We start from the raw sequence: 22201 nt of genomic DNA on the forward strand, positions 1-22201 counted from the left end.
CCCATTAAGCCTAATAATTAACAGGCTTATTTTTTACCATTCAAATCAGCATCATTAATGAAGTGTTGTAAGAAAAGTTAGGAGGGGAAATAAAAATGACAGATGACCCAAATCGCCAGTTTGTGATTTCCAAAGAAGATTGGTCCCTCCATCGCAAAGGATATGATGATCAGCAAAGGCATCAGGAAAGAGTACAGGATGCCATTCGTAACAATCTGCCTGATTTAATTTCTGAAGAAAGTATTATTATGTCAAATGGGCGTGATGTAGTAAAAATTCCAATCCGTTCACTCGATGAATATAAAATCAGATACAATTATGACAAAAATAAACATGTAGGCCAGGGAGACGGCGAAAGCCAGGTTGGAGATGTGGTGGCAAGAGACGGTTCCGGGGCACAGCAGAAAGGACCAGGAAAAGGTCAGGGCCCGGGAGATCAGTCAGGCGAGGATTATTACGAGGCTGAGGTATCTTTAATGGAGATTGAAGAGGCTTTGTTTAAACAGCTGGAACTCCCAAATCTTCAAAAGAAAGAGCTTGATGAAAATACAGTAGAAAACATAGAATTCAATGATATTAGAAAAACAGGGCTCATGGGCAATATTGATAAGAAAAAAACCATGATATCAGCATTTAAAAGAAATGCAATGAGCGGAAAGCCGGGATTCCATCCTATTACCAAGGATGACCTGAAATTTAAAACCTGGAATGAGGTCATTAAACCAGATTCAAAAGCAGTTGTGCTTGCTATGATGGATACTTCGGGATCAATGGGTCTTTGGGAAAAATATATGGCTCGAAGCTTCTTCTTTTGGATGACAAGATTTTTGCGGACAAAATATGAAACGGTAGAAATTGAATTTATTGCTCATCATACAGAAGCAAAGGTTGTATCAGAGGAAGACTTCTTTTCAAAAGGTGAAAGTGGAGGAACAATCTGCTCTTCTGCATACAGAAAATCACTCGAACTCATAGATTTAAAATACAGTCCTTCAAAGTTCAATATATATCCTTTTCATTTTTCAGACGGAGATAATTTAACCTCGGATAATGCCAGATGCGTGAAGCTCGTCAATGAGTTAATGAAAGTATCTAATATGTTTGGATACGGAGAAGTGAATCAGTACAACAGGCATTCTACCCTCATGTCAGCTTATAAAAATATTAATAATGAAAAATTCGCCTATTATATCCTTAAACAAAAGTCTGATGTTTTCCATGCGATGAAAAGCTTCTTTAAAAAAGATGATAGCAAAATGTATGCTTAATAAGCGGTGGTTACATCGCTTTTTTTGTTGGTGAAAAAAGAGGCATGAGCTGGATTAATGTCCTCTCATGCCAGAGTTTCTAGAAACGTAAGAATGACCGGTTATCCAAAAACGCCACGGATAATGGACGGCATCACCCGAATTGCCGATCCCTATGCGTGTGCCTGTCGAAATACTGTTTGGCACAATTCCTTCAGCAAGGTATAGTGGGGGCTTTGTAAAATGTCCTGCATAATCAGCCATCGTTATTCCTAAAGCCTTGGTTAATTTACCAGGACCATTGGTTAAATTCTTACTAACTTCCAGGCCTCTTCTCTGAACCATAAGGTCCAGGCCATCCACGGGTTCTACTGCTCTGATTAAAACAGCTTCCGGCGCGCCGATGTTTCCGCTGACAACATTAACAAGACAATGAGTGTGCATTACATAGGTATAAATAGACCCAGCGGCTCCAAACATAATTTCTGTACGTTTTGTTCTTCTGTTATTGTAGCTGTGGGCAGCCTGATCCATGGGCCCGATGTAAGCTTCCGTTTCTACAATATAACCGGATGCAATGCCTTCAGGAGTTTCCTTAATAAGCAGGCATCCCAGCAAGGATCGAGCTAATTCAAGTGTTGGCTGCAAATAAAAATCCAAGCTAATTGGCTGTTTACGCGTCTCGTTATTAGTATTCATAAGAAAGTTCCTTATAATGGAGATGAATTTGACCATAGAGGGCGTTCCTTTTAAAGAAGGAGGAAATAAACTTCTATAGCCTATTATCTATTTATCCTTATACTCAAACAAATAACCATTGAATTGACATAATTACTCGACATAATTAGAATTCTGTGGAACCTGCCTCTTTGTCTCTTTTGATTTTACCGCGCCCGACACTTAAGGATACGAAAATCCCGGCAGCTACAAAAAGTAAGCCTGTTAAAAAGACAGTAGAGAAAGAATCGGCCCACGCTTTGGCAATGGTTGAAATTAAAACGTTTCTAGCATCATCCGGGACCTTCAGAACCTCAGGCTGTATCAAGATACCAAAGAGAGCATCCGTTTTCTTAGAGAGCTCTTCTAATGCTGGCCGGAGAAGCGCATTTTTTTCGGCAGCTGCAGCTTGTTCCATATTAGAATGCAATGAATGAGTCATAATGGCATTTAGGATTGTTACGCCAATTGTTCCGCCAATTGACCGAAAAAAGGTGGATGCAGAGGTAACTGTTCCTAAAACAGATTTCGGAAATTCATTCTGAATGGCAATCATAATTGTTGGCATGACAAAGCCCATGCCAAAACCTAAAATCACCATGTAGAGATAGGCTGTAAGTTCCTTAGAAGCGGTATCCATTGTACTCATCAAATAAAACCCCAAACTTGTAATAATCATCCCCGCCGTAAGCACGGTCCTAAAACGAAATTTTAGCAGAAGTCTGCCGCCTATAATACTCGAGAGAATTAAAGCAATCATCATAGGAGTCATCGTAGATCCAGCACGAGTCGGGGAAACCCCTAGAACTCCCTGCATATACATGGGAACAAACATAATGGCTCCAAACATGCCTAAACCAAGTAAAAAACCTAATATATTAACAGTTGTAAACACTCTATTTTTGAAAAAGGATAAATCCAAAATCGGTTCCTTTGCCGCTCTCTCAACAAAACAGAAAATTACAAGGAAAATAAGGGATCCTCCAAATATGAAAGCCGATGTGAGCGAGATCCAATCAAATTTATCACCCCCAAAGGTTAATCCGAGAAGCAATAATATTAAGCCCATAACTAGAGTAATAATTCCGAAGTAATCAATATATATTTTGTCTTTTTTAAATACAAGCTCTCGTTTCAAGCCAAAGAATATTAATAATGCGGACAGTAGTCCGGTTGGCACATTGATTAAAAAGATCCAGTGCCAGCTGACAGCATCCACAATTACACCGCCGAAAAAGGGCCCTATCACAGAACTCAGCCCAAATAATGCACCAAAAATCCCCTGCCATTTAGCTCTTTGTTCTGCGGTGAAAATATCTCCAATAATCGTTTGAGATAAAGGCATAATCATGCCCCCGCCAATTCCTTGAATTCCCCGATATATGATTAGCTGCTCCATAGTGCTTGCGGTGGCACAAAGTCCAGAACCTATAATAAAAATGATCGTTCCAATCAGATAAAGAGATCTTCTTCCATACAAGTCAGAAAGCTTGCCTACAATTGGAACTACAATAGTTGAAGTAATCAGGTAGGCGGTCGTGACCCATGCAAAGATCGAAAACCCATTTAATTCCGCAATAATGGTTGGCATTGCCGTACCAACTATGGTCTGCTCCAGGGCGCTGAAAAACATACCTACTATTAAACCAGTCAAAACCAGTTGTTTATTAATTTCTTGAGGTTGAGTATCCATATACATCTCCTGTTTCCCTTGAAATTTAAAAATAGTATGCCCACCGAAATTAGAAAAATTAGCTATTTATTTGGTGAACCAATGGTGGGCTCTGCATATAATTATTCCTTGGATTTGATCGTGAATCTCTATGCAGCTCCCTGTCTAAACTTGCTCGCCAAGCTCAAATATTTGCTCGAAAGCAATGGTTTGCTCATAACCCTTGGAAGGCTGCTCGCAATTCATAAAAGCTGCTCGCAAAGTCCAAAAACTTGCTCGCCAAGCTTAAATTACTCTCGCAAACAATGGGTTTGCTCGTAACCCTTGAAAGGCTGCTCGCAAATCTAAAAAGCTGCTCACAAAATCAAAAACTTGCTCGCAAAGCAAAATTTTGCTCGCAAAACAATGGATTGGCTGCTCGCAATTCATAAAAGCTGCTCGCAAAATCCAAAAACTTGCTCGCAAAGCTGACATTTTACTCACAAACCTTGAGGCTGCTTATTAAAGCCGCTATTAGCATCGTACGATTATGAACCTTATTAAACCGAAAGTCTTCAATTCCTCTCATAATTCTTACTGACTTGAGGAATGATAGTATCAATTCTATAAATGAAGAACGGAGTATATTTTTGAAGGTTCGAGGAAAATTAGGCAGGTCATTTTTATGAGGTTAATTTGATTCTGGAGGAAGTTTTCATGGCGATCAAAGTAAAAACGGAAATAGAAAAGGTGCATGAATGGCTGAAGCAGCAGCTTGAAGACTGTGCAGATGTAGAGGACCGGGAGCTTTCTTCTCAGGAAAAGAAAGCTAAAATCATTTACTTAAAAAGTGTAACTGACTCTCAGCTGGTAAATAGATTTATCGTTACTCCATTTTATGAAATGAAGGATATCCAGGCATTTATGGATTATATCGTTTCCTTTCCCGCTGAAAAAGAACCAAAGGATCAGCATGAAGCCCTTTCGCTGTTATTAAAGGGCTTTGTCATTATTTTCGCGGAAGGCAAGTATGTTGCTTTTCAAGCGAAAAAAATGGCTGGAAGCGGTGTAACAGAGGCTTCTGCAGAGGTTAATGTACAAGGTTCACCTGATGCGTTTACCGAGAATTTAGAGGTTAATCTCAATTTAATCAGGCATCGGTATCAAACCGCAAACTTAAAAGTAGAGTTAAATGTAGTCGGGAGTATTTCTCAGTCTACTATCGGCATACTCTATGACTCAAATAAAGTTGATAAGGGCGTACTTCAGGAGCTTAAAGACAGGCTCAAAACAATCGATATGGAAGTATTAATCACAGCAGGGGAACTAGAACAAAAATTAGCTGGCCGCAAATTTGATATATTTCCAACGATGGTTGTGACCGAGAGACCGGATAGAATGGTAAAATGCCTGGAGCAGGGTAAGATATGTCTCATTCTTGATAAATCAAAATATGCCATAATTCTTCCGTCGGTCTTTCAAGACTTTTTTGCAGCAATGGACGATCGCATACAGCTTCCTCTTGTAGGCTGGTTTTTAAAAACCATTCGATATGCGGGTCTTGTTGCTACCTTGTCTCTGCCTGCTTTTTATGTAGCTTTTGCTTCCTATAATCCAGAAATCCTGCGGGTGCAGCTTACTTTGATGATCGCAGGAAGCAGGGCAACAGTACCATATCCCGCAGTTATAGAAGTATTTCTCATGCTTATAATGGTGGAATTTTTGATAGAAGCAAGTATAAGGCTTCCTAAGACGATCGGTCCCACTGCTACAACGGTAGGAGGTTTAATCCTTGGGACGGCTGCTACAGAGGCCGGTTTAGTTGGAAACATAATGATTATTCTGGTTTCAGCTGTTGCCATAACCAATTTTGTTATTCCTATTAATATGATGAATTTTTCAGTCCGTGTATTAAGATATGGGTTTCTTTTCTTGGCATCTCTTTTCGGATTGGTTGGAATTGTTCTTGGCTTTGTAGGAATAGTTGTTTACCTAGCACAGATGCGCAGTTTTGGGAGGCCGTATTTTAATATACTAGCCGATACTGATAGCAGAAAGGGTAAATCATATGGTTAATAATCGGTATTTTTATTATTTATTAATACTGAATGGTCTTGTTAATTCTGTTAATTTTGTTCCGCGGATTCTTGTAAATACGAATGGCAGTTTAATTGCCATAATAATTGCGGTTATCATAGGGACTTTAATGGTTTTATTTAATACAAAAGCTATGCAGAAATTTCCTGGGAAAGATCTGCCTGAAATATTAGAGCCTGTCTTGCCAAAATTAATAAATAAAGCGATGATATTATTTTTTTCCTTACATTGGTATCTTTTTGGTGCGATTACTTTAGTCTCCTTAGTGGATATCACCCACCGGTTTATTACACCTGACGTGAACCGTTTTATCCTTGCTTTTGGATTTTTGGCGCTGATTCTATTTGCCTGCCAGGTTGAATCACACTCGATTTTGGTATCAATAGAGACGATCATCATTATTAATGTCCCTATTTTTTTGTATTTTTTAGTAAAAGTGTTAACAAATGAATATTTCAGCTGGGATACGATACGGGAAGTGGTGACAGATGCGGCTGATATGCCTCACTACTCATCTATTGCGGCGGGAACCTTTATTTTTACAGGATATATTAACCTGGTGGTCTTTAACAGGATGTTCAAGAATTTAAAGATAAGAACCTGGATTATAGCGGCTGCAGGTCTGCTGCTTTTGCTCGTTTCCTTTTTAGTCCCAATTGGCTTCAATGGAATCGAAGGAGTTAAACATCAGGTATACCCATGGTTATCAACGGCTGATTCAAATAGAATCGTTTTTTTCATTATTGAACGTCTGCTTTTTGTCTACTATCTTTTTTATATTACAGTGGCATTGGTAGCTATTGTACTTTACTGGCATGTTGGACTTAGAATGCTGCAGCTCACCTTTTTTAAGAAAACTGATAAGAAGTTCAACATAAAAAACTTCCTGCTTCTTTTGGTTTTTGTTGGAGCATCCTTTTTCTTGATTCAATTGGATCAATTTGATTTTATGAAGATTAGCGATTGGTTTATACGAGTCAGGCTGATTTCGGAGGTCCTTTTACTCCTCATTTTATTTTACGCAGTTAGGAGGGTAAAAAAAGCATGAAAAAAATCCTTCTTTTTGTATGTATAGCTGCCTTGCTGTCAGGATGTAATGTCCGGGACGTCGAAAAGCGGGCCTTTGTTGTTGCGCTGGGAGTAGACAAAGCAAAAGAAAAGGACAAATTAGAAATAAGCCTTAAAGTCTCGCTTCCAACCGGTGATCCTAAGGCTGGAATTGATAAATTCTCTATTCTTACAATTAAGGCAGAAAGTATTGCTGAGGCAATTCGCATAGCTAAATCCAAAATAGATAAGGAACTGGATTTTGGGCACACAAAGGTCATTATGCTTGGCAAAGCCCTTCTAAAAGAGGACATTAAGCCTATCATTTATTGGGCACAGCGGCGAAGGGATATCCAAATGGTATCCTATATCGCTGTAGGACAGCCGGATGCTAAAACGGTAGTTTCGCTGCAGCCCAAAACGGAACGGATTCCCGGCAGTTATCTGGTTAATTTATTTGGAAAGGAAGGAAGCAACTCTCCTTTCGTCGTGAGTGAATATTTATTTGACTTACAGAGAAAGATCAGTGACTTTGGCTGGGATCCGGTCTTACCGCTGGTGGAAGCTGACAAGGATAATCTAGTGGTAGAGAAAGCTATATTAATGAATGATGAAAAGATGAAAACCATCCTGTCCCCGGATGAAACAAGACTATATAATGTATTGGCAAATCAACAAATTAAAGCAAGCTTTACAGCCATGGAGCATGGAAAGATTAAGTACACATTTAACGAAGAACACTCTAGGGCTAAGTATCATATTTCAGGCGGAAGAAACCCGTCCATTTCCTACAATGTTAAAATGAGCGGTGTGTTAGAAGAGGACCGTGTGGAAGGGTATTTCACTAAAGAAAAGTCAGAAGATGCTGCTAGAATAATTGAGCATGAGCTGAATCAAAAAATGGAAAGTCTGCTAAGAAAATTTCAACAAAACAGGGTTGATCCCGTTGGATTCGGCCTGAGATACCAGGCGACTCATTCGAAAAAAGATGAACATGAGGATTGGCTTAAAATGTATCCTCGTTTGAAATTTAAAGTAAAATCTAAAGTAGATATAGAGTCTACAGGAATTATTAAATAACAGGTTCTACTTGTTAAATTAATGTGGGCATGCAGTAAACGTAAGTATTAAGATTGATTACAAATATAATTAAAATGAAGAAGCCCGGTGAGTGATCACCGGGCTCTGTCTTATGCTTGAACAAATTCTCTTTCAAGCGCATCTTTTAGTTCTACAAAATCAAATTCTAAATCTCTTGCAACGGCTTCAAATGTAACTTCACCGTTCACAACGTTTACACCCTGAGCCAGGGCTGCATTATCAAGAACAGCTTGTTTTGCTCCTTTATTGGCAATTTGGACCGCATAAGGAACTGTTACATTTGTCAAAGCAATAGTTGACGTGCGCGGAACAGCGCCAGGCATGTTAGCAACTGCATAATGAACCACACCATGTTTAACGTAAGTAGGGTTATCATGTGTCGTAATATGGTCAACTGTTTCAAAGATACCGCCCTGGTCAATAGCGACATCTACGATTACAGAGCCTGGGGTCATAGCTTTGACCATATCTTCCGTTACTAGCTTCGGAGCTTTGGCGCCAGGTATAAGAACGGCCCCGATGACAAGGTCGGATTCTGCCACAGCTTCAGCAATGTTGAACGGGTTAGAGATGATTGTTTTAATTTGGTTGCCAAAAATATCATCTAACTGACGCAGACGTTCCGGGCTTAGATCGATCATTGTAACATCAGCACCGAGTCCGACAGCAATCTTAGCAGCATTTGTACCAACAACGCCGCCGCCGATGATCGTTACTTTTCCTCTTTTTACACCAGGTACTCCCGCAAGAAGAATCCCTTTTCCTCCATGAGGCTTTTCAAGGAATTGAGCTCCAATTTGTGCAGCCATTCTGCCGGCTACTTCACTCATAGGAGTAAGGAGAGGAAGAGTTCTGTTTACCGTCACTGTTTCATAGGCGATGGAGAAAACACCGCTCTCTTTTAGAGCTTTTGCAAGTTCAGGTTCGGCAGCGAGGTGCAGGTAAGTAAATAAGATTAAATCCTTGCGGAAATATTTATATTCACTTTGCAAAGGCTCCTTAACCTTCATAATCATTTCTGCTTCTTTCCATACATCAGCTGCAGATTCCACAATGGTTGCGCCTTCTGCTCTATATTGTTCATTTGTAAAGCCGCTTCCAAGTCCGGCATTATTCTCTACGAGTACCTCGTGGCCGGCTTGTGTTAGTGTATAAACACCAGCAGGAGTCAGGGCTACACGGTTTTCATTATTTTTAATTTCAGCAGGTACGCCAATACGCATTTTAAATTCCTCCACTTAAGGCTTTTCCTAAATTCGAAGCCTTATTATTGTATAGGGGGTTACCATATTTATTAAGTAATTTTAACCCTTTGTACAAACAGTATAAGCGCTTACATAAAATTTTTGTTTGTGTTAAGAGAAGAATTTAAAAAGGACCATTTGTGGAATTTCACAAATGGTTCTTTTGTGTAAAGGTTTTATGGATTATTATAGAAATTTTCATAAATGCGGAGCTTGATATCCAGAAAGAGGCCAACTTTCTGGAGGGGGTCTTTTAAATTGATTTCTCCTACATCGGTAATTCTTTTCAGCCGATATGTCAGGGTATTAACATGTATATGCAGCGCCTTTGCTGCTTCGTTTGGGTTGCTGTCTTTTTCCAAATATATTTTTAATGTTTCATATAAATCTGTCTGATGTTTAGCATCATAGGACTGAAGCCGGGTTAGATGTATATTCTGACCGCTTTTATCTTGATGCTTATGAAGGGTTTCTAAATATTTATATGCACCAAGCTGGCTGTATAAATAGACCTTAGCGGTATCATCAGGAAACATTTGCTGAAGGGAAAGAACCTGAAGAGCTTCCCTATAGCTCTCCATTGCCTCCGCTAAATTTGTGTAGATCATACCGGAAGCACCAGAGATATTATGTACATTAAACCTTACATTCATTTGTAAAATGAAATTATCAATAAATGAGGATAAAGATTCAATAATCGGCTGGTTGTCTTGAAATCCGACTAAAATAATAAGCTTGTTCCGGTCTGTTGTAAAAATGTCAGCCTTTATTTTCTGAGTAGTTGAGAGCATATACGAGATTTGACGCTCTCGTTCGACTGAAATAACTTCCGGAAATTGAAAAACAAGTATGGAAAAATTCGTAGGTACATGTGGAGCATGCTTAATAAACTTTTCTCGAATTTCTTGTTTATCCTGAAAATGCCCTGTCAGGAGCTGCCACAGAAATTCCTGGGCGCTCTCAAGGCGGCGGTGTTTTCTCGTCTGAAGCTGGAGAATCTGGTTTTTAGCTTCCTTTGCGGAGAATTGCAGAAATTCTAAATCATCTTCAGTAAAAGGTTTATCTACTTCAAGCGCCCAAATAAAACCCAGCACTTCACTGTTTTTCCAGATAGATACAGCTGCTCTGCTTCCCAGTCCCACATCATTAATGGAAGGAACCTTTACAGGAGCACGGCCTTTTAAGAGGGTAGGTATAATTCCTTCCTTCCACAAGGTATTAATTACATTCTCCGGAACTCTTCGTCCTATAATTGTAGAAATCCTGGCCTTGTCCGTTCTGTCATCGTGCATACTATAGGCAAGCAGACGATGATTCGCATCTTCTATTGTAATAGGGCAGCCTAAATAAGTGCTCACCCTGTCAGCAAAATCCTCTAAATCCCCATGAAGCCCATGAAACAATTCATGCCAATTCGCTTTCTTAGACATAAAAAACTCCTACCATAAATTTATCTGACTTGAATTTTATCACATACGGTGGGGACTGTCCTCATTTCCCGGGTTATTTCCCAAATAGAATAGGCCCGGAAACTATTTCCGGGCCTGCTATTTTTAAAATATTAAATCTAATAAGAAGTACATGAGTCCTGCAACTGTAGCAGATATGGGAAGAGTGATAATCCATGTAATAATCATCCGCTGTGCGGTGCCCCATTTAACCCCTTTTACGCGGTGAGCTGACCCAACACCAAGGATGGAAGAAGAAATAACGTGAGTTGTACTTACAGGAAGGTGAATGTAAGTAGCACCAAAAATGATTGCAGCACTTGTAAGATCAGCCGCGACTCCGTTGACGGGGCGTATTTTCATGATCTGCCCGCCGACAGTTTTAATGATTTTCCAGCCCCCGACGGAAGTACCAAGCCCCATTGCTAACGCACATGATATTTGAACCCATAATGGAATATCTGTAGTAGTAACGTAATTATTCGCAATAAGAGCCATTGTAATGATACCCATCGCTTTTTGAGCATCGTTTGTACCATGTGTGTAGGATTGGAGTGCAGCAGTTCCAATCTGGATTAATCGGAATCTTTGATTAGTCTTAGATAAATTCGATCCTTTAAAAACGACCTTGAAAATACTATAAACAATGTAACCAATAACAAAAGCTAAAATCGGCGAAATAATTAAGGCTTGAGCTATTTTTCCGAACCCGGCCCAATTAAGAGAACCAAGGCCTTCAGCAGCAATGGCAGCCCCGGCTATCGAGCCAATAATTGCATGGGAGGAACTGCTTGGAATTCCATAGTACCAGGTAAGAAGATTCCAAAATATCGCTGCAAGTAAAGCTGCAAGAATGACAACAGAACCGTTGTGCAGAGTAAAGGGATCTACGATATCTTTTGTAATCGTTTTAGCAACCCCTGTAAAAGTCATGGCACCCACAAAGTTCATAACGGCAGCAAGAATGATAGCATGCCTTGGCTTTAAAGCCTTAGTTGAAACGGCTGTTGCAATGGCGTTAGCTGTATCATGGAACCCATTAATAAAGTCAAAGGCCAGGGCGCCAATTACAATCAATATAGTTAATATAAATAAAGTATCCATTTAGGTTAAAACTCCTTACGCATTTTTCATGACTATGGTTTCTAGAGCGTTTGCTACAGACTGGCAGCTGTCGGCAATATCTTCAAGGTTTTCATAGATTTCTTTGTATTGAATTATGCGGATAGGATCTTTTTCAACTGTGAATAGATTTTTGATAGACTGTCTTAGTATTCCGTCGCAAATGGATTCAAGTTCTTTAATTTTGATCGCATGTTCACGGATTTGAGTGAATTTCTTCTTATTTGTAAGCAAAGCTACTGACTTTTCAATTTCAATTGCGCAATCACGGATTGCATCCACAAATTTGAGCATATAATCATCTGCATTTATCACTGAATACATTTCAAAGAGTGCAGAACTGCTTTCAAGTCCATCAAGTACATCATCCATAGTCATAGCCAGAAGAAGGATATCTTCACGCTCAATAGGAGTAATGAAAGCATTATTAAGATCCTTAATTATTTCATGTACGTAAGAATCGCCTTTGTGCTCATAATCCTTCATTGTGTCAGCAAATACCTTTAAATCACTGATATTGTTAAGCTTATAATCAGCGAAATAATCAGCACTGACTCTAATGTTTTCCGAAATATTGATAAGCAGGTTTGCAAACTTATCTTGCTTTGACTTAAATACCATAATTAAAGTACCCCCGTTTTTTCATCCAAAATATTTTACTAACAGTATTTGCTTTTACATTCTATAAAATTCTTCGACAAAAAAGCTAGGTTTCGACAGAAAATTTACAAAAACTTAACATTAAAGAGGCTGAAAATTTTGCAAATTTACAACAGGTTTACATTACGGAATTCCCTTTTTACGTATCTCTAAACTCTTGGACTATAAAAGAATGAGTAAAATTCTATAACCGGTCTCGGGGCTGATGACTCTGTTATTTATAGCAGAAGGGTGCCGCCGGCTATTCTAGAATCTTTAGATTGCGTCATATTTCTAACCCGCTTTGCATAGATGTTTAAAGAACCATTCCGTAGAACATCATGGCAGGAGGGCACAGCATGATAAAAAGAATAGATAAAATTGCAATTGAGCTGCCTAGGACGCCTAGGCCTGATCCCGCTGCAGCCGCTAATTTGCAGCAATTAATTGGCGGCAAATTTGGTGAAATGTCGACATTTAATAATTATATGTTTCAATCGTTTAATTTTAGAGGCAAGCGAAAACTGCGCCCATTTTATGAATTAGTGGCGTCTATTACAGCGGAAGAGTTTGGCCACATTGAATTGGTTTCGCATGCCATTGATTTATGCCTTGAAGGTATTACTGAACCAGGCGATCCAGATACAGCGCCTTTAATGCCAGGGAATGCAGACCGAATTGCTTTGCATTTTATTGACGCCGCACAATCGGCTATGCCGCTTGATGCACAGGGAAGACCCTGGAATGGGGAGTACGTGGTTAATAGCGGGAATTTAGTTTTTGACTTTCTGCATAATTTCTTTTTAGAGTGCGGGGCCCGGACAAATAAAATGAGAGTGTATGAAATGACAGATAATCCAGTAGCGAGGGAAATGATTGGCTATCTGCTGGTTCGCGGGGGAGTGCACATCCTTGCTTATGCAAAAGGCCTTGAAATGGCAACTGGCGTAGACGTAACCAAAATGTTTCCGATTCCGAATCTAGATAATAAAGCTTTTGATCATGCACGCAAATTTGAAGCAGCAGGCCTGCATACACGACTTTATACCTTCAGCGACAAAGATTACAAGCAGATCAATCAAATCTGGAAAGGTACTCATCCGACGGATGGACTGCCGCTTGAAGTATTCCAGGGAACCCCAAGAGGAGCAGAAGTGCCGGACTATCCGGATGTGCCTGAGGAGTTTGCTCCAGGGATCTCTGATGAAGATTTCATGAAAATCGTACAAAGACTTCAAAGGTCTGCAGGACTGTAAAAATATCCGCACAAGCATGCAGAGCCCGCAAAAAGATCGTTCATAAGCTTGTGTTCAAGCCTTTTGAGGAGGTGGTTCAGATTTATCGTTTATGCGTTAGAATTTCGGTCAGATTGTGTGTAGCTTAACGATAAAATGGCGCCTGATTTTGGCGCTATTTATGTCAAAGAACAGCTCATGTAATAGAAAAATACTAAGGTGAATTTTGAATGTAAAAAACGCAACTCCGCCTATTTGGCTGTCCAACAGGATTATATAAATACCGGCACAGTCTGATTACATTTATTGATCTTCTAATTGTTTGGACTATATCACAAATAAGAGTAAATCTTTCCTCTTCATATTATGAAGAGGTTTTATATTTTATCGGTAGAATGTAATTGGATAAAGACTATAGGTTTTTTTAACTATAGGTATCTTGCAAGACTAAGTAGTGTCAATAAACATTGGGGACCGTTAAAATATAATTGCTACATAACAAGGCGCTCAGCAAAATAAACCGAAGCATAATTGATTTTTACCAGGAAACTATAATAAGAAATTGTGCCATCCTGAAGGAGTAAAGAGAGTGGAACTACAACAAAATACGAAGGTGAATCTCCATAATGGTATAAAAATGCCCATCATAGGCTTTGGAGTGTATAAAGTAGAGGCTGGAACTGAAACAGTAGATTCAGTGAAGGAAGCAATCAAGGCAGGATACCGTTTAATTGATACAGCAGCTATTTATCAGAATGAATCGGGAGTAGGACAGGCTATCAGGGAAAGTAAAGTTCCGCGGGAGGAGCTCTTTATTACCTCCAAAGTCTGGAATGATGACCAGGGCTACGATTCTACATTAAAAGCTTTTGATGAATCTTTAAAAAGACTTGATTTAGATTATTTAGATTTATACCTCATCCACTGGCCGGTAGCTGGAAAGTACTCTGATACATGGCGGGCTATGGAAAAGCTGTATAAGGATGGAAAGGTAAGGGCCATAGGGGTGAGTAATTTTCATGTCCATCACTTGGAGAATTTATTAAAGGATGCTGCAGAAATACCAGTCATTAACCAAATAGAACTACATCCGAGGCTAAATCAGGAACAGGTACGAAATTTCTGCCGTAATCAAAGTATTGCCGTAGAAGCCTGGGCGCCGCTCGGTAAAGGGAAGCTGTTAGATCAACCTGAGCTAATAAAAATAGCCGACAAACACCAGAAGACGGCAGCCCAGGTTATTTTAAGATGGCATCTGCAGAACGATGTAATTGTGATTCCTAAATCAGTGAATCCTTCTAGGATCAGAGAGAATATCGATTTATTTGATTTTACTTTAAGCTTGAAAGAAATGAAGCAGATTAATGCTCTGAACTCCAACGAAAGATTTGGGACAAATCCAGATAAATATGAATCTCCCCAGCCGGAATGACTTGGGCCTGGGAAGGTTCATTCAAAATGACTTTTTACAAATTAAGATAATGACGCAATAATAATTCCCATAACGGTTATGGAAAGAATATGATAGCCGGCACTTATGTAAAAAAAGGGTTCGGCTTCTATTTTCAAAAAAAGTAGGCGACAGCTCTCGGAGTGAAGCGGTGAGGCCTGCCAAAAATCCAATAGCGGCTCCAGTGGCAATGGTCGGTTCATTCGATAAATGGATAAGTACAGAAAGAATATAGGCGGTTAAGATGGCAGCGATCATGGTCAATATATAGCCTGTATTCGCCCCTTCCATATTTAACTCTTCTTTTCTTTTTCTAAGGCCTTCATCCATACGTTTGAGAATAAAATAGGGGAATACCAGAGAGCACCTATTACAATGCGGCAGCTGCTAAAATGATGGCTAAAATACTTACATCTGTGAAATTCATTTTTTCTCTTTTCCTTCCTGAAAATATATTGAGGGCATTATCCACATTATAGCTAAACAATGTGAATTTATTAAAGTGTATGGGGAGGAAATGAAAAAATATAACTTTAAGAAAATTAACATTTTTAGTCCCCTGGTAATTAGTGTATAATGATGATAACTACTAATAAGGAGGCATCTAAAATAGACGATATGTACATCCAATAACTTTTTTAGCTGAGAAATTGTATAGCAAAAAAAGTACTCTGCCTGTGGTCAGAGCAATGGGATAGGTCTGTCTACTTTTAGATGACACGGATAATACTTCTCTAATAGGGATGCTTTCGAATGTATTTCGACAGCTCTCTTTAGATATCTCATCATTTCGCACAGGCAGAAGCCTGTGCTTTTTTGTCGTTCAAAATGAGAACTTGATCATACAAAAGATAAGGGATGGGGGATTATATATGCGTTTATTAAAAGCCGAAAATATTAGCGTCGAAATAAATGGACTAAACATCATACAAGGGGTAAGCCTGGAAATTCATCAGGGTGAAAGAGTGGCATTATTAGGAAGCAATGGTATTGGAAAAACCACATTTCTAAAGGTGCTGACAGGAAAATTACCGTATGCTGAGGGAACTATTTCCCGTGGTTAGATATGAATGATATCGGCTGGATGATGGAGGAAGACGCGGAACCAGAGGTGACTGCGCTCGCCTTTATCCAACAGGGAAATTCAGTTTGTTTTAGCCTGAAAACGAGCCTTGATGAACACAATGCACTATGGGAATCAAATGGAAATGATGAAAATTTTAACAGGAGTATGCTGATCAGGACGGGTATGAATGGGAAGCAGCAGTCGAGCGGGTATTGAAGGAAATGAAAATCGAGGAAGCTTTATGGAATAATCCTTATTCCAGTTTGAGCGGAGGGCAGAAAACCAGGCTTAAGCTGGCTCGCATGCTAATCAGACAGCCTAAGCTGCTGGTGCTGGACGAACCGACAAATCATTTAGATGTAGAATCAGTTGAGTGGCTGGCAGGATGGCTTGATGCTTATAAAGGAACCGTGCTATTCATATCACACGAACGTGATTTTATAGATAAAGTAGCTACGGCCACCTACGAGCTCACTGACAAAGGAACAAAGCGGTACAAAGGGGGCTATTCAGCCTTCAAGGTATTAAAGGAGCAGGAGCAGCAGGCAGCAAAAGCCTTATTTTCTAAACAGCAGCAGGAAAAAAAGAAGCTGCTGGAAGTGATACAAACCTACAAGCAGTGGTATCAAAAAGGCTCTAACTCGGCAAGTGTGAGAGACCCTTTTGCACAAAAGCAAGCAGGGCGGCATGCTGTCCAAATAAAGTCAAAAGAAAAAGCACTCGAAAAATTGGAAAGCCAGCAGATTGAAAAGCCAAAAGAAACGAAGGGGATAAAGGCGGCCTTTGATGGTGAAGGGTTTGACTCTAAAAGAATGATTACCTTAGAAGGCATTTCGTTTTCCTATACTAAAACTTCTCCTTTTTTTCAAAACGTAAACTTCCATATTGAAAAGGGCGAGAGAATTGCGGTTACTGGAAAAAATGGTTCAGGAAAAACGACATTCTTAAAGTTATTAACAGGGCAGCTCTTGCCTGACCAGGGAATCTTGAAAGCAAACCCTCAGCTTAAAATTGGTTATTTCATGCAGGAGCTGGAAGGACTGGTACTTGAAAATTCAATCTTAGATGAAGTCCTCTCTCTGAAGAATATATCACAAGAAGAAGCAAGGACGATATTGGCGTGTTTCTTATTCCGGAGAGATGAGGTATTTAAAAAGGTTAAAGATTTAAGTATGGGTGAAAAATGCCGTGTAGCGTTTGTAAAGCTCTATTTTTCAGATTCAAACCTGTTAGTACTGGATGAACCGACAAATTATCTAGATATAAATGCAAGAGAGCAAATAGAGGAAGCCCTGGTTTCCTACCATGGATCGGTTGTCATTGTATCTCATGATCCGTATTTACTTAGAAACGTCGCTACCCGTGTTCTCTCTATGGATAGAGGCTCGATGCAAGATTTTAAAGGAACATATAAAGAGTGGGAAAGCTATGAGAAAAGAACGGCAGATAAGCAGAATCTAATGAATCAGCAGCTTATTTTAGAACTGGAATTAGCAGATTTGGTGAGTCAGGAGCAGGAGGATCTGGATCAAATAAAACTGGTTCAGAGACAGATCAATCACATTAAAAACCAACTGTAGTTTTAAAAAAAGGCAGTTCATATTGCAGAACTGCCTTGTATTCATTATTCAAAGAAGGGGAATTTTTGATAAGATTATTAGAAATTAAGAGAATAGGAAACATCTTACATGTTACATTGCTTCATGCATGTTAGAACAAGCCATGGCAGTCGTCAGAGTGTGTGGGAGCATAGGCCCTCCTGCGTTTTTGACGCATCTAAAGTGAAATATGACGAAAGCCGGTGGCTCCAAATGCCGGCAGAGCACTGGCTATTGCATTCGAAAGAACTGCGGTTAACGAATAAGCGGAAATGAAAGCTGAAATATAGTTCCTTGATTGACTTCGCTCTTTACACGTATATTTCCATTGTGATTTTGGATAATTTTATAGCTTACCATTAATCCGAGTCCATTCCCTGAGGGTTTTGTTGTATAGAATGGCTCTCCCAATTTATGAATCTGGTTTTCATTCATTCCGACCCCGTTGTCTTGGATAGTGATAACCATTTCTGAATGAGTATTATGAGCATTAATCCTAACTTGTCCGCCCAGCGGCAATGCTTCTATCCCGTTTTTGATTATATTTAAGAATACTTGCTTTAATTGATTTTTTTCACCGCGGATCTTTTTTCTTATCTGTGGTATTTCATGATGCAAGATTACGTCTTTTAATGCAGCTTCAGCTTCAAGCAGCTTGATAACACTTTGAAGAATTTCGCATACATCACATTCGGTATAATAATTGGCATGAGGCTTTGCGAAGACCATAAATTCGCTCACTATAAAATTGATGCGGTCTATTTCTTCCAGTATGGTATCAGCGTACAGCAGCTTTGTCTCTTCATGAGATTTTCTTAAAAGCTGGACAAAGCCCTTGATTGTAGTCAGCGGGTTGCGGATTTCGTGAGCAATACCAGCAGCCAGTTCGCCCACCAGCGACAGTTTTTCCGCTTTTCGGAGGATTTCTTCTGTCTTTTTCTGCTCGGTAATATCATATTGAATGGATATATGCTGATAGGTTTCTCCGCTGCGATTGATAAAAGGAACTATAGTTGTATCAACCCAGTAGCAGGTTCCATCTTTAGCCTGATTAAGAATCTCTCCCTTCCAAACTTTTCCCTCCTGGATGGTGTGCCAGATATCTTCAAAAAAACTGCTTGGGTGAAAACCGGAATTCAATATATGATGTTTTTGTCCGATTAATTCCGCTTTAGTGTATTTAGATATATCGCAGAATTTTTCATTTACATAGGCAATCTCGTCGTTTTTATCCGTGATCGCAAAAATGGTCGCTTCATTTAAAGCGTTCTTAAGGTCGGCAAGCTCTTTAAGGGTGATGCTTAGATCTTCTGCCGATTCGTTAAGGGCAAACTTAGTTGTTGAAAAGCTGTCTATATACAGTTCAGTAATGGTATTCGTGACCAGCTGAAATAGAGAATCGAGCTCTCTGGTAAGCTGAAATAGAGCTTTAGTGGATAGTCTTTGGCTGGTGACTTCTTCCTCTATGAGCTCCATGATACTTGAGCGGACAATATAAATAAATTGGCAGGACAAGTCCAAAGAGATTTCGGAATGAATCGACCTTTGTCCAAACAAATCGGCCCAGGAAGCTATACTATTCCTTACCTCGATATGATCCGTAGATAAATATTCACCAAGATAATAGAATAGTTCTTCAAGTAAACAGCGGCGGTCTGTTAATTTAACATTTAATAGACTGCAGACCATATCGCCTTTTGGAACTTCTGCTGTTTTACCTGCTAGTATTTTACTATTTTGCTTAATCTTTTTGCCGATGTAATTTATTTGGTAGTTCATATTGCCCCTCCTATAGACCAAACCAAAAAGCTGTCAGTAATTTACTTTGACAAAGAAGTAAAAAATACCTCCCTGTTATAAAATAAATTGTGATTGAAGACCTATATTCTAGAATATTAGAGGCTGAAATTTTACAAAAAAGCAAGGAGGAGGACTGTTCCTTTGAACTATAAAATCTATTGCATAAAACCAGGAGGAAAATTCCCTCCTTGGCAATGGTTCAGAAGCTTGAGCCATTATTTTCTGCTTCAATAAGTACTTCTTCTGTTTCGGCAGCCCCGATGGGGCACGATGAGTAAAGTTTTCCAATCTGTACCTCTGCCTCTTAATTCTTCTTCAACCCTTCGGCCGTATTCTTCATCGAATTCATAAAACATTTCAATCCTTTTTTTCTGTATTTCTTTACGGCATGGCTTTAGAGTGGTATCAAGATTTAGAATGAGATCGTCCCTTCACAGTCATTAAATCTTCTAACGTTTCACCTGCCGGGCCGAAATTGTTTTCCAGGTCGATGGTCTTGCGGACATGAAGCGGATGATTGACACATTCGAGGACGCTCAACATTTTTGTGCTTTTATATTTCACGAATATCATCATTTCTTTCAAGATGACCCGGTTTCGGAGCCATATGATAGGGGTAACATATTTTGAGGAGGTGTTCATTTTGGCAGAGAACAAAGATATCAATGCTTCAAAGGGACAAGACGAGAAACGTGAGACGTTGACAACGCGTCAGGGCCATCCTGTGACGGATAACCAAAACATCCGCACAGTTGGTAATCGGGGTCCAGCGACACTTGAGAATTATCATTTTATTGAAAAGATTTCCCATTTTGATAGGGAAGAGGTACCGGAGCGTGTGGTACACGCACGAGGAACTGGAGCTTTTGGATATTTTGAAACGTACGGAAAAGTTGGAGATGAGCCGGCAGAGAAGTATACACGTGCGAAAGTATTTTCGGGTGCTGGAAAGAAAACACCGTTAATGGTTCGTTTCTCCACAGTGGCAGGAGCAAAAGATTCGCCGGAAACAGCACGAGACCCGCGCGGCTTTGCTGTAAAAATGTATACAGAGGATGGGAACTGGGATTTAGTTGGGAACAACCTCAAGATTTTCTTTATTCGTGATGCGATGAAGTTTCCCGATATGATTCACGCGTTTAAAGTTGATCCAGCATCAAACGTCCCAAATCCCGAGCGGATGTTTGACTTCGTTTCCCGTACCCCTGAGGCAACGCACATGATTACATTCTTATTCTCTCCATGGGGTATCCCAGCTACATACCGGCACATGCAGGGTTCTGGTGTGAACACCTATAAATGGGTAAACGCAAAAGGGGAGGCAGTACTGGTGAAATATCACTGGGAGCCTAAGCAAGGTATTCGCAACTTAACACAAGAAGAGGCAGACTCGATTCAAGCGAAGAACGTTGGTCATGCGACCCAGGATTTATACGAAGCGATTGAACGCGGCGACTATCCGGAATGGGAGCTCTTTGTGCAGATCATGGAAGATGATTATCATCCAGAACTCGATTTTGATCCGCTCGATGATACGAAACTTTGGCCGGAGGATAAATTTCCATGGCTGCCGGTGGGTCGTATGGTTCTTGACCGCAATCCAGTGGATTACCACGCGGAAATCGAGCAAGCCGCCTTTGGTACAGGGGTTCTAGTCGATGGAATGGATTTCTCTGACGATAAAATGCTGCAAGGCCGTACCTTCTCTTATTCCGATACGCAGCGTTATCGTGTAGGTGCGAACTATCTAAAATTACCTGTTAATGCACCAAAAGTGCCTGTTCGAACGAACCAGCATCGCGGCCAAATGGATATTCGTGATCCGAAAGAGTCTGGAGAAAATCCACATATTAACTATGAGCCATCCATGACCGGCGGCTACCAGGAAGCGAGTAAAGAAGATCGTCCGCAGCATCGTCCAACGTATAATGCGGCGTCGATGAGTGAACCGATTGATCGCCCTAACAACTACGGTCAAGCAGGAGAAACGTACCGAAGCATGGAAGATTGGGAGCGCGACGAATTGATCAAAAACCTATCCGCAGCGCTTGCGGTATGTGATAAACGAATTCAAGATGCCATGATCGAGCATTTCACACAAGCTGATGAAGAATATGGCCGCCGTGTGAAAGAAGGTATTGAAACAAAGATGCAAGAAATAGAAGAAATGAAGATGGAAAACAAAGAGCCAGGCCGTGAAGCAGGTAAATCGAAATTCGGTCAAGGTTCACTAGGTGCAAACAAAGCAACAGAGGATGCCGTGAAGAAAAGTCACGAAGCCGATCCTTATTAAACTTATTCTTTATGTTGTAAGAACGAGAGAGGGCTGTCCAGAAAGTCAGTGAAAACTGACTACTGGCAGCCTCTTATTTTTGATTTTTCTTCGGCCTATTCCTCGGGTGAGCGTCGGGCCAATGTTTCGCGTGTATCTCGCCTGTCTCGCTTTTCCCGCCAGAAGTGGTGAAAATGAGTATTAATTTTTTGAGGGAAAAGGATGTGTTAGGAAATTAAACAAACCTATTGTAGGGTGGGGAAAAAGGGCAGAAGTATTGTTCTTATAACGGGTGCTTATGTTAATTAAGTCGAGTCAGGAAAGGAATCTTAATTTGTTTTTAAAGATAACACATATCCTTGCCTAAAGTTTTAGATTTTAAATATTTTCTTTTAAACATAACCATTTTTTCACTCTCATGAAATCCGTTTCATGAAATAAGAGTAGACATTTGTTTGACAGAGGAG

Annotated in this window: 19 protein-coding genes and 1 pseudogene; 10 read left to right on the plus strand and 10 right to left on the minus strand. The window is 39.9% G+C overall.

Features of this window, described 5'->3' with window-relative positions; all coding sequences use genetic code 11:
• Window positions 1-95 precede the first annotated feature (95 nt).
• Window positions 96-1268 (plus strand): sporulation protein YhbH, encoded by a 1173-nt coding sequence (gene yhbH, locus JOC77_RS17720; protein ID WP_204546170.1) that lies wholly within the window; start codon window positions 96-98, stop codon window positions 1266-1268.
• Window positions 1269-1322: 54 nt separating this feature from the next.
• Here yhbH and JOC77_RS17725 read toward each other — a convergent pair whose 3' ends face one another.
• Window positions 1323-1946: a DNA-3-methyladenine glycosylase gene (locus JOC77_RS17725; RefSeq protein WP_204546173.1), complete on the minus strand. Its 624-nt coding sequence runs from the start codon at window positions 1944-1946 to the stop codon at window positions 1323-1325.
• Between the two features lie 145 nt (window positions 1947-2091).
• Window positions 2092-3657 carry an MDR family MFS transporter gene (locus JOC77_RS17730; RefSeq protein ID WP_204546176.1) on the minus strand — a complete coding sequence of 522 codons (1566 nt, stop codon included), beginning with the start codon at window positions 3655-3657 and terminating at the stop codon, window positions 2092-2094.
• Between the two features lie 675 nt (window positions 3658-4332).
• On the opposite strand from JOC77_RS17730, the gene JOC77_RS17735 reads away from it, so the two are divergent.
• The 3 genes from JOC77_RS17735 to JOC77_RS17745 are packed head-to-tail and all read left to right on the plus strand — an operon-like array spanning window position 4333 to window position 7839.
• Window positions 4333-5691 (plus strand): spore germination protein, encoded by a 1359-nt coding sequence (locus JOC77_RS17735; RefSeq protein WP_204546178.1) that lies wholly within the window; start codon window positions 4333-4335, stop codon window positions 5689-5691.
• Window positions 5684-6760 (plus strand): GerAB/ArcD/ProY family transporter, encoded by a 1077-nt coding sequence (locus JOC77_RS17740; protein WP_204546182.1) that lies wholly within the window; start codon window positions 5684-5686, stop codon window positions 6758-6760. Before JOC77_RS17735 ends, JOC77_RS17740 begins: the two co-directional genes overlap by 8 nt.
• Complete coding sequence (locus JOC77_RS17745) at window positions 6757-7839, plus strand: Ger(x)C family spore germination protein (protein ID WP_204546184.1); 1083 nt, start codon at window positions 6757-6759, stop codon at window positions 7837-7839. Before JOC77_RS17740 ends, JOC77_RS17745 begins: the two co-directional genes overlap by 4 nt.
• A gap of 110 nt (window positions 7840-7949) precedes the next feature.
• Here JOC77_RS17745 and ald read toward each other — a convergent pair whose 3' ends face one another.
• From ald to JOC77_RS17765, 4 genes are all read right to left on the minus strand, one after another.
• On the minus strand, window positions 7950-9083 hold the full coding sequence (gene ald / locus JOC77_RS17750) for an alanine dehydrogenase (protein ID WP_204546187.1): 1134 nt from the start codon (window positions 9081-9083) through the stop codon (window positions 7950-7952).
• A 197-nt stretch (window positions 9084-9280) separates the two neighbouring features.
• Window positions 9281-10534, minus strand: a complete 1254-nt coding sequence (locus tag JOC77_RS17755; protein ID WP_204546190.1) for a PucR family transcriptional regulator — start codon at window positions 10532-10534, stop codon at window positions 9281-9283.
• A 123-nt stretch (window positions 10535-10657) separates the two neighbouring features.
• The gene (locus tag JOC77_RS17760; protein WP_204546193.1) at window positions 10658-11656 is read right to left on the minus strand and encodes an inorganic phosphate transporter; all 999 of its coding nucleotides are present in this window, start codon (window positions 11654-11656) and stop codon (window positions 10658-10660) included.
• Window positions 11657-11671: 15 nt separating this feature from the next.
• Window positions 11672-12295, minus strand: coding sequence for a DUF47 domain-containing protein (locus JOC77_RS17765; protein ID WP_204546196.1), 624 nt, complete (start codon window positions 12293-12295; stop codon window positions 11672-11674).
• A 377-nt stretch (window positions 12296-12672) separates the two neighbouring features.
• On the opposite strand from JOC77_RS17765, the gene JOC77_RS17770 reads away from it, so the two are divergent.
• Together JOC77_RS17770 and JOC77_RS17775 are read left to right on the plus strand one after the other, a co-directional pair.
• On the plus strand, window positions 12673-13569 hold the full coding sequence (locus tag JOC77_RS17770; protein WP_204546199.1) for a manganese catalase family protein: 897 nt from the start codon (window positions 12673-12675) through the stop codon (window positions 13567-13569).
• A gap of 616 nt (window positions 13570-14185) precedes the next feature.
• A complete protein-coding gene (locus tag JOC77_RS17775; protein WP_204546328.1) occupies window positions 14186-14980 on the plus strand; it encodes an aldo/keto reductase in 795 nt (264 codons plus the stop codon).
• A gap of 21 nt (window positions 14981-15001) precedes the next feature.
• On the opposite strand, the gene JOC77_RS17780 is transcribed toward JOC77_RS17775, so the two are convergent.
• A complete protein-coding gene (locus JOC77_RS17780) occupies window positions 15002-15289 on the minus strand; it encodes a DUF1761 domain-containing protein (protein ID WP_204546202.1) in 288 nt (95 codons plus the stop codon).
• Window positions 15290-15870: 581 nt separating this feature from the next.
• Between JOC77_RS17780 and JOC77_RS21405 the strand changes: the two genes are divergently transcribed.
• The 3 genes from JOC77_RS21405 to abc-f are packed head-to-tail and all read left to right on the plus strand — an operon-like array spanning window position 15871 to window position 17644.
• Window positions 15871-16062, plus strand: coding sequence for an ATP-binding cassette domain-containing protein (locus tag JOC77_RS21405; protein WP_239558875.1), 192 nt, complete (start codon window positions 15871-15873; stop codon window positions 16060-16062).
• Window positions 16063-16064: 2 nt separating this feature from the next.
• Window positions 16065-16280: a hypothetical protein gene (locus JOC77_RS17790; RefSeq protein ID WP_204546218.1), complete on the plus strand. Its 216-nt coding sequence runs from the start codon at window positions 16065-16067 to the stop codon at window positions 16278-16280.
• Window positions 16281-16285: 5 nt separating this feature from the next.
• Window positions 16286-17644: a ribosomal protection-like ABC-F family protein gene (gene abc-f, locus JOC77_RS17795; protein WP_204546220.1), complete on the plus strand. Its 1359-nt coding sequence runs from the start codon at window positions 16286-16288 to the stop codon at window positions 17642-17644.
• A gap of 273 nt (window positions 17645-17917) precedes the next feature.
• Here the strand turns inward: abc-f and JOC77_RS17800 are convergent, their stop codons facing one another.
• The 3 genes and pseudogenes from JOC77_RS17800 to JOC77_RS21895 all read right to left on the minus strand — a co-directional run bounded on the left by JOC77_RS17800 (window position 17918) and on the right by JOC77_RS21895 (window position 20026).
• Window positions 17918-19441 carry an ATP-binding protein gene (locus JOC77_RS17800; RefSeq protein WP_204546222.1) on the minus strand — a complete coding sequence of 508 codons (1524 nt, stop codon included), beginning with the start codon at window positions 19439-19441 and terminating at the stop codon, window positions 17918-17920.
• Window positions 19442-19827: 386 nt separating this feature from the next.
• Window positions 19828-19881 (minus strand): annotated as a pseudogene (locus JOC77_RS21890) (hypothetical protein); the annotation flags it as partial.
• Window positions 19868-20026 carry a hypothetical protein gene (locus tag JOC77_RS21895; protein WP_204546225.1) on the minus strand — a complete coding sequence of 53 codons (159 nt, stop codon included), beginning with the start codon at window positions 20024-20026 and terminating at the stop codon, window positions 19868-19870. The pseudogene JOC77_RS21890 and the gene JOC77_RS21895, both read right to left, overlap by 14 nt.
• Before the next feature lie 79 nt (window positions 20027-20105).
• Between JOC77_RS21895 and JOC77_RS17815 the strand changes: the two genes are divergently transcribed.
• Complete coding sequence (locus JOC77_RS17815) at window positions 20106-21755, plus strand: catalase (protein ID WP_204546228.1); 1650 nt, start codon at window positions 20106-20108, stop codon at window positions 21753-21755.
• The last annotated feature ends 446 nt before the right edge of the window (window positions 21756-22201 follow it).

The organism is Peribacillus deserti (assembly GCF_016909175.1).
Classification (GTDB): Bacteria; Bacillota; Bacilli; order Bacillales; family DSM-1321; genus Paraperibacillus; species Paraperibacillus deserti.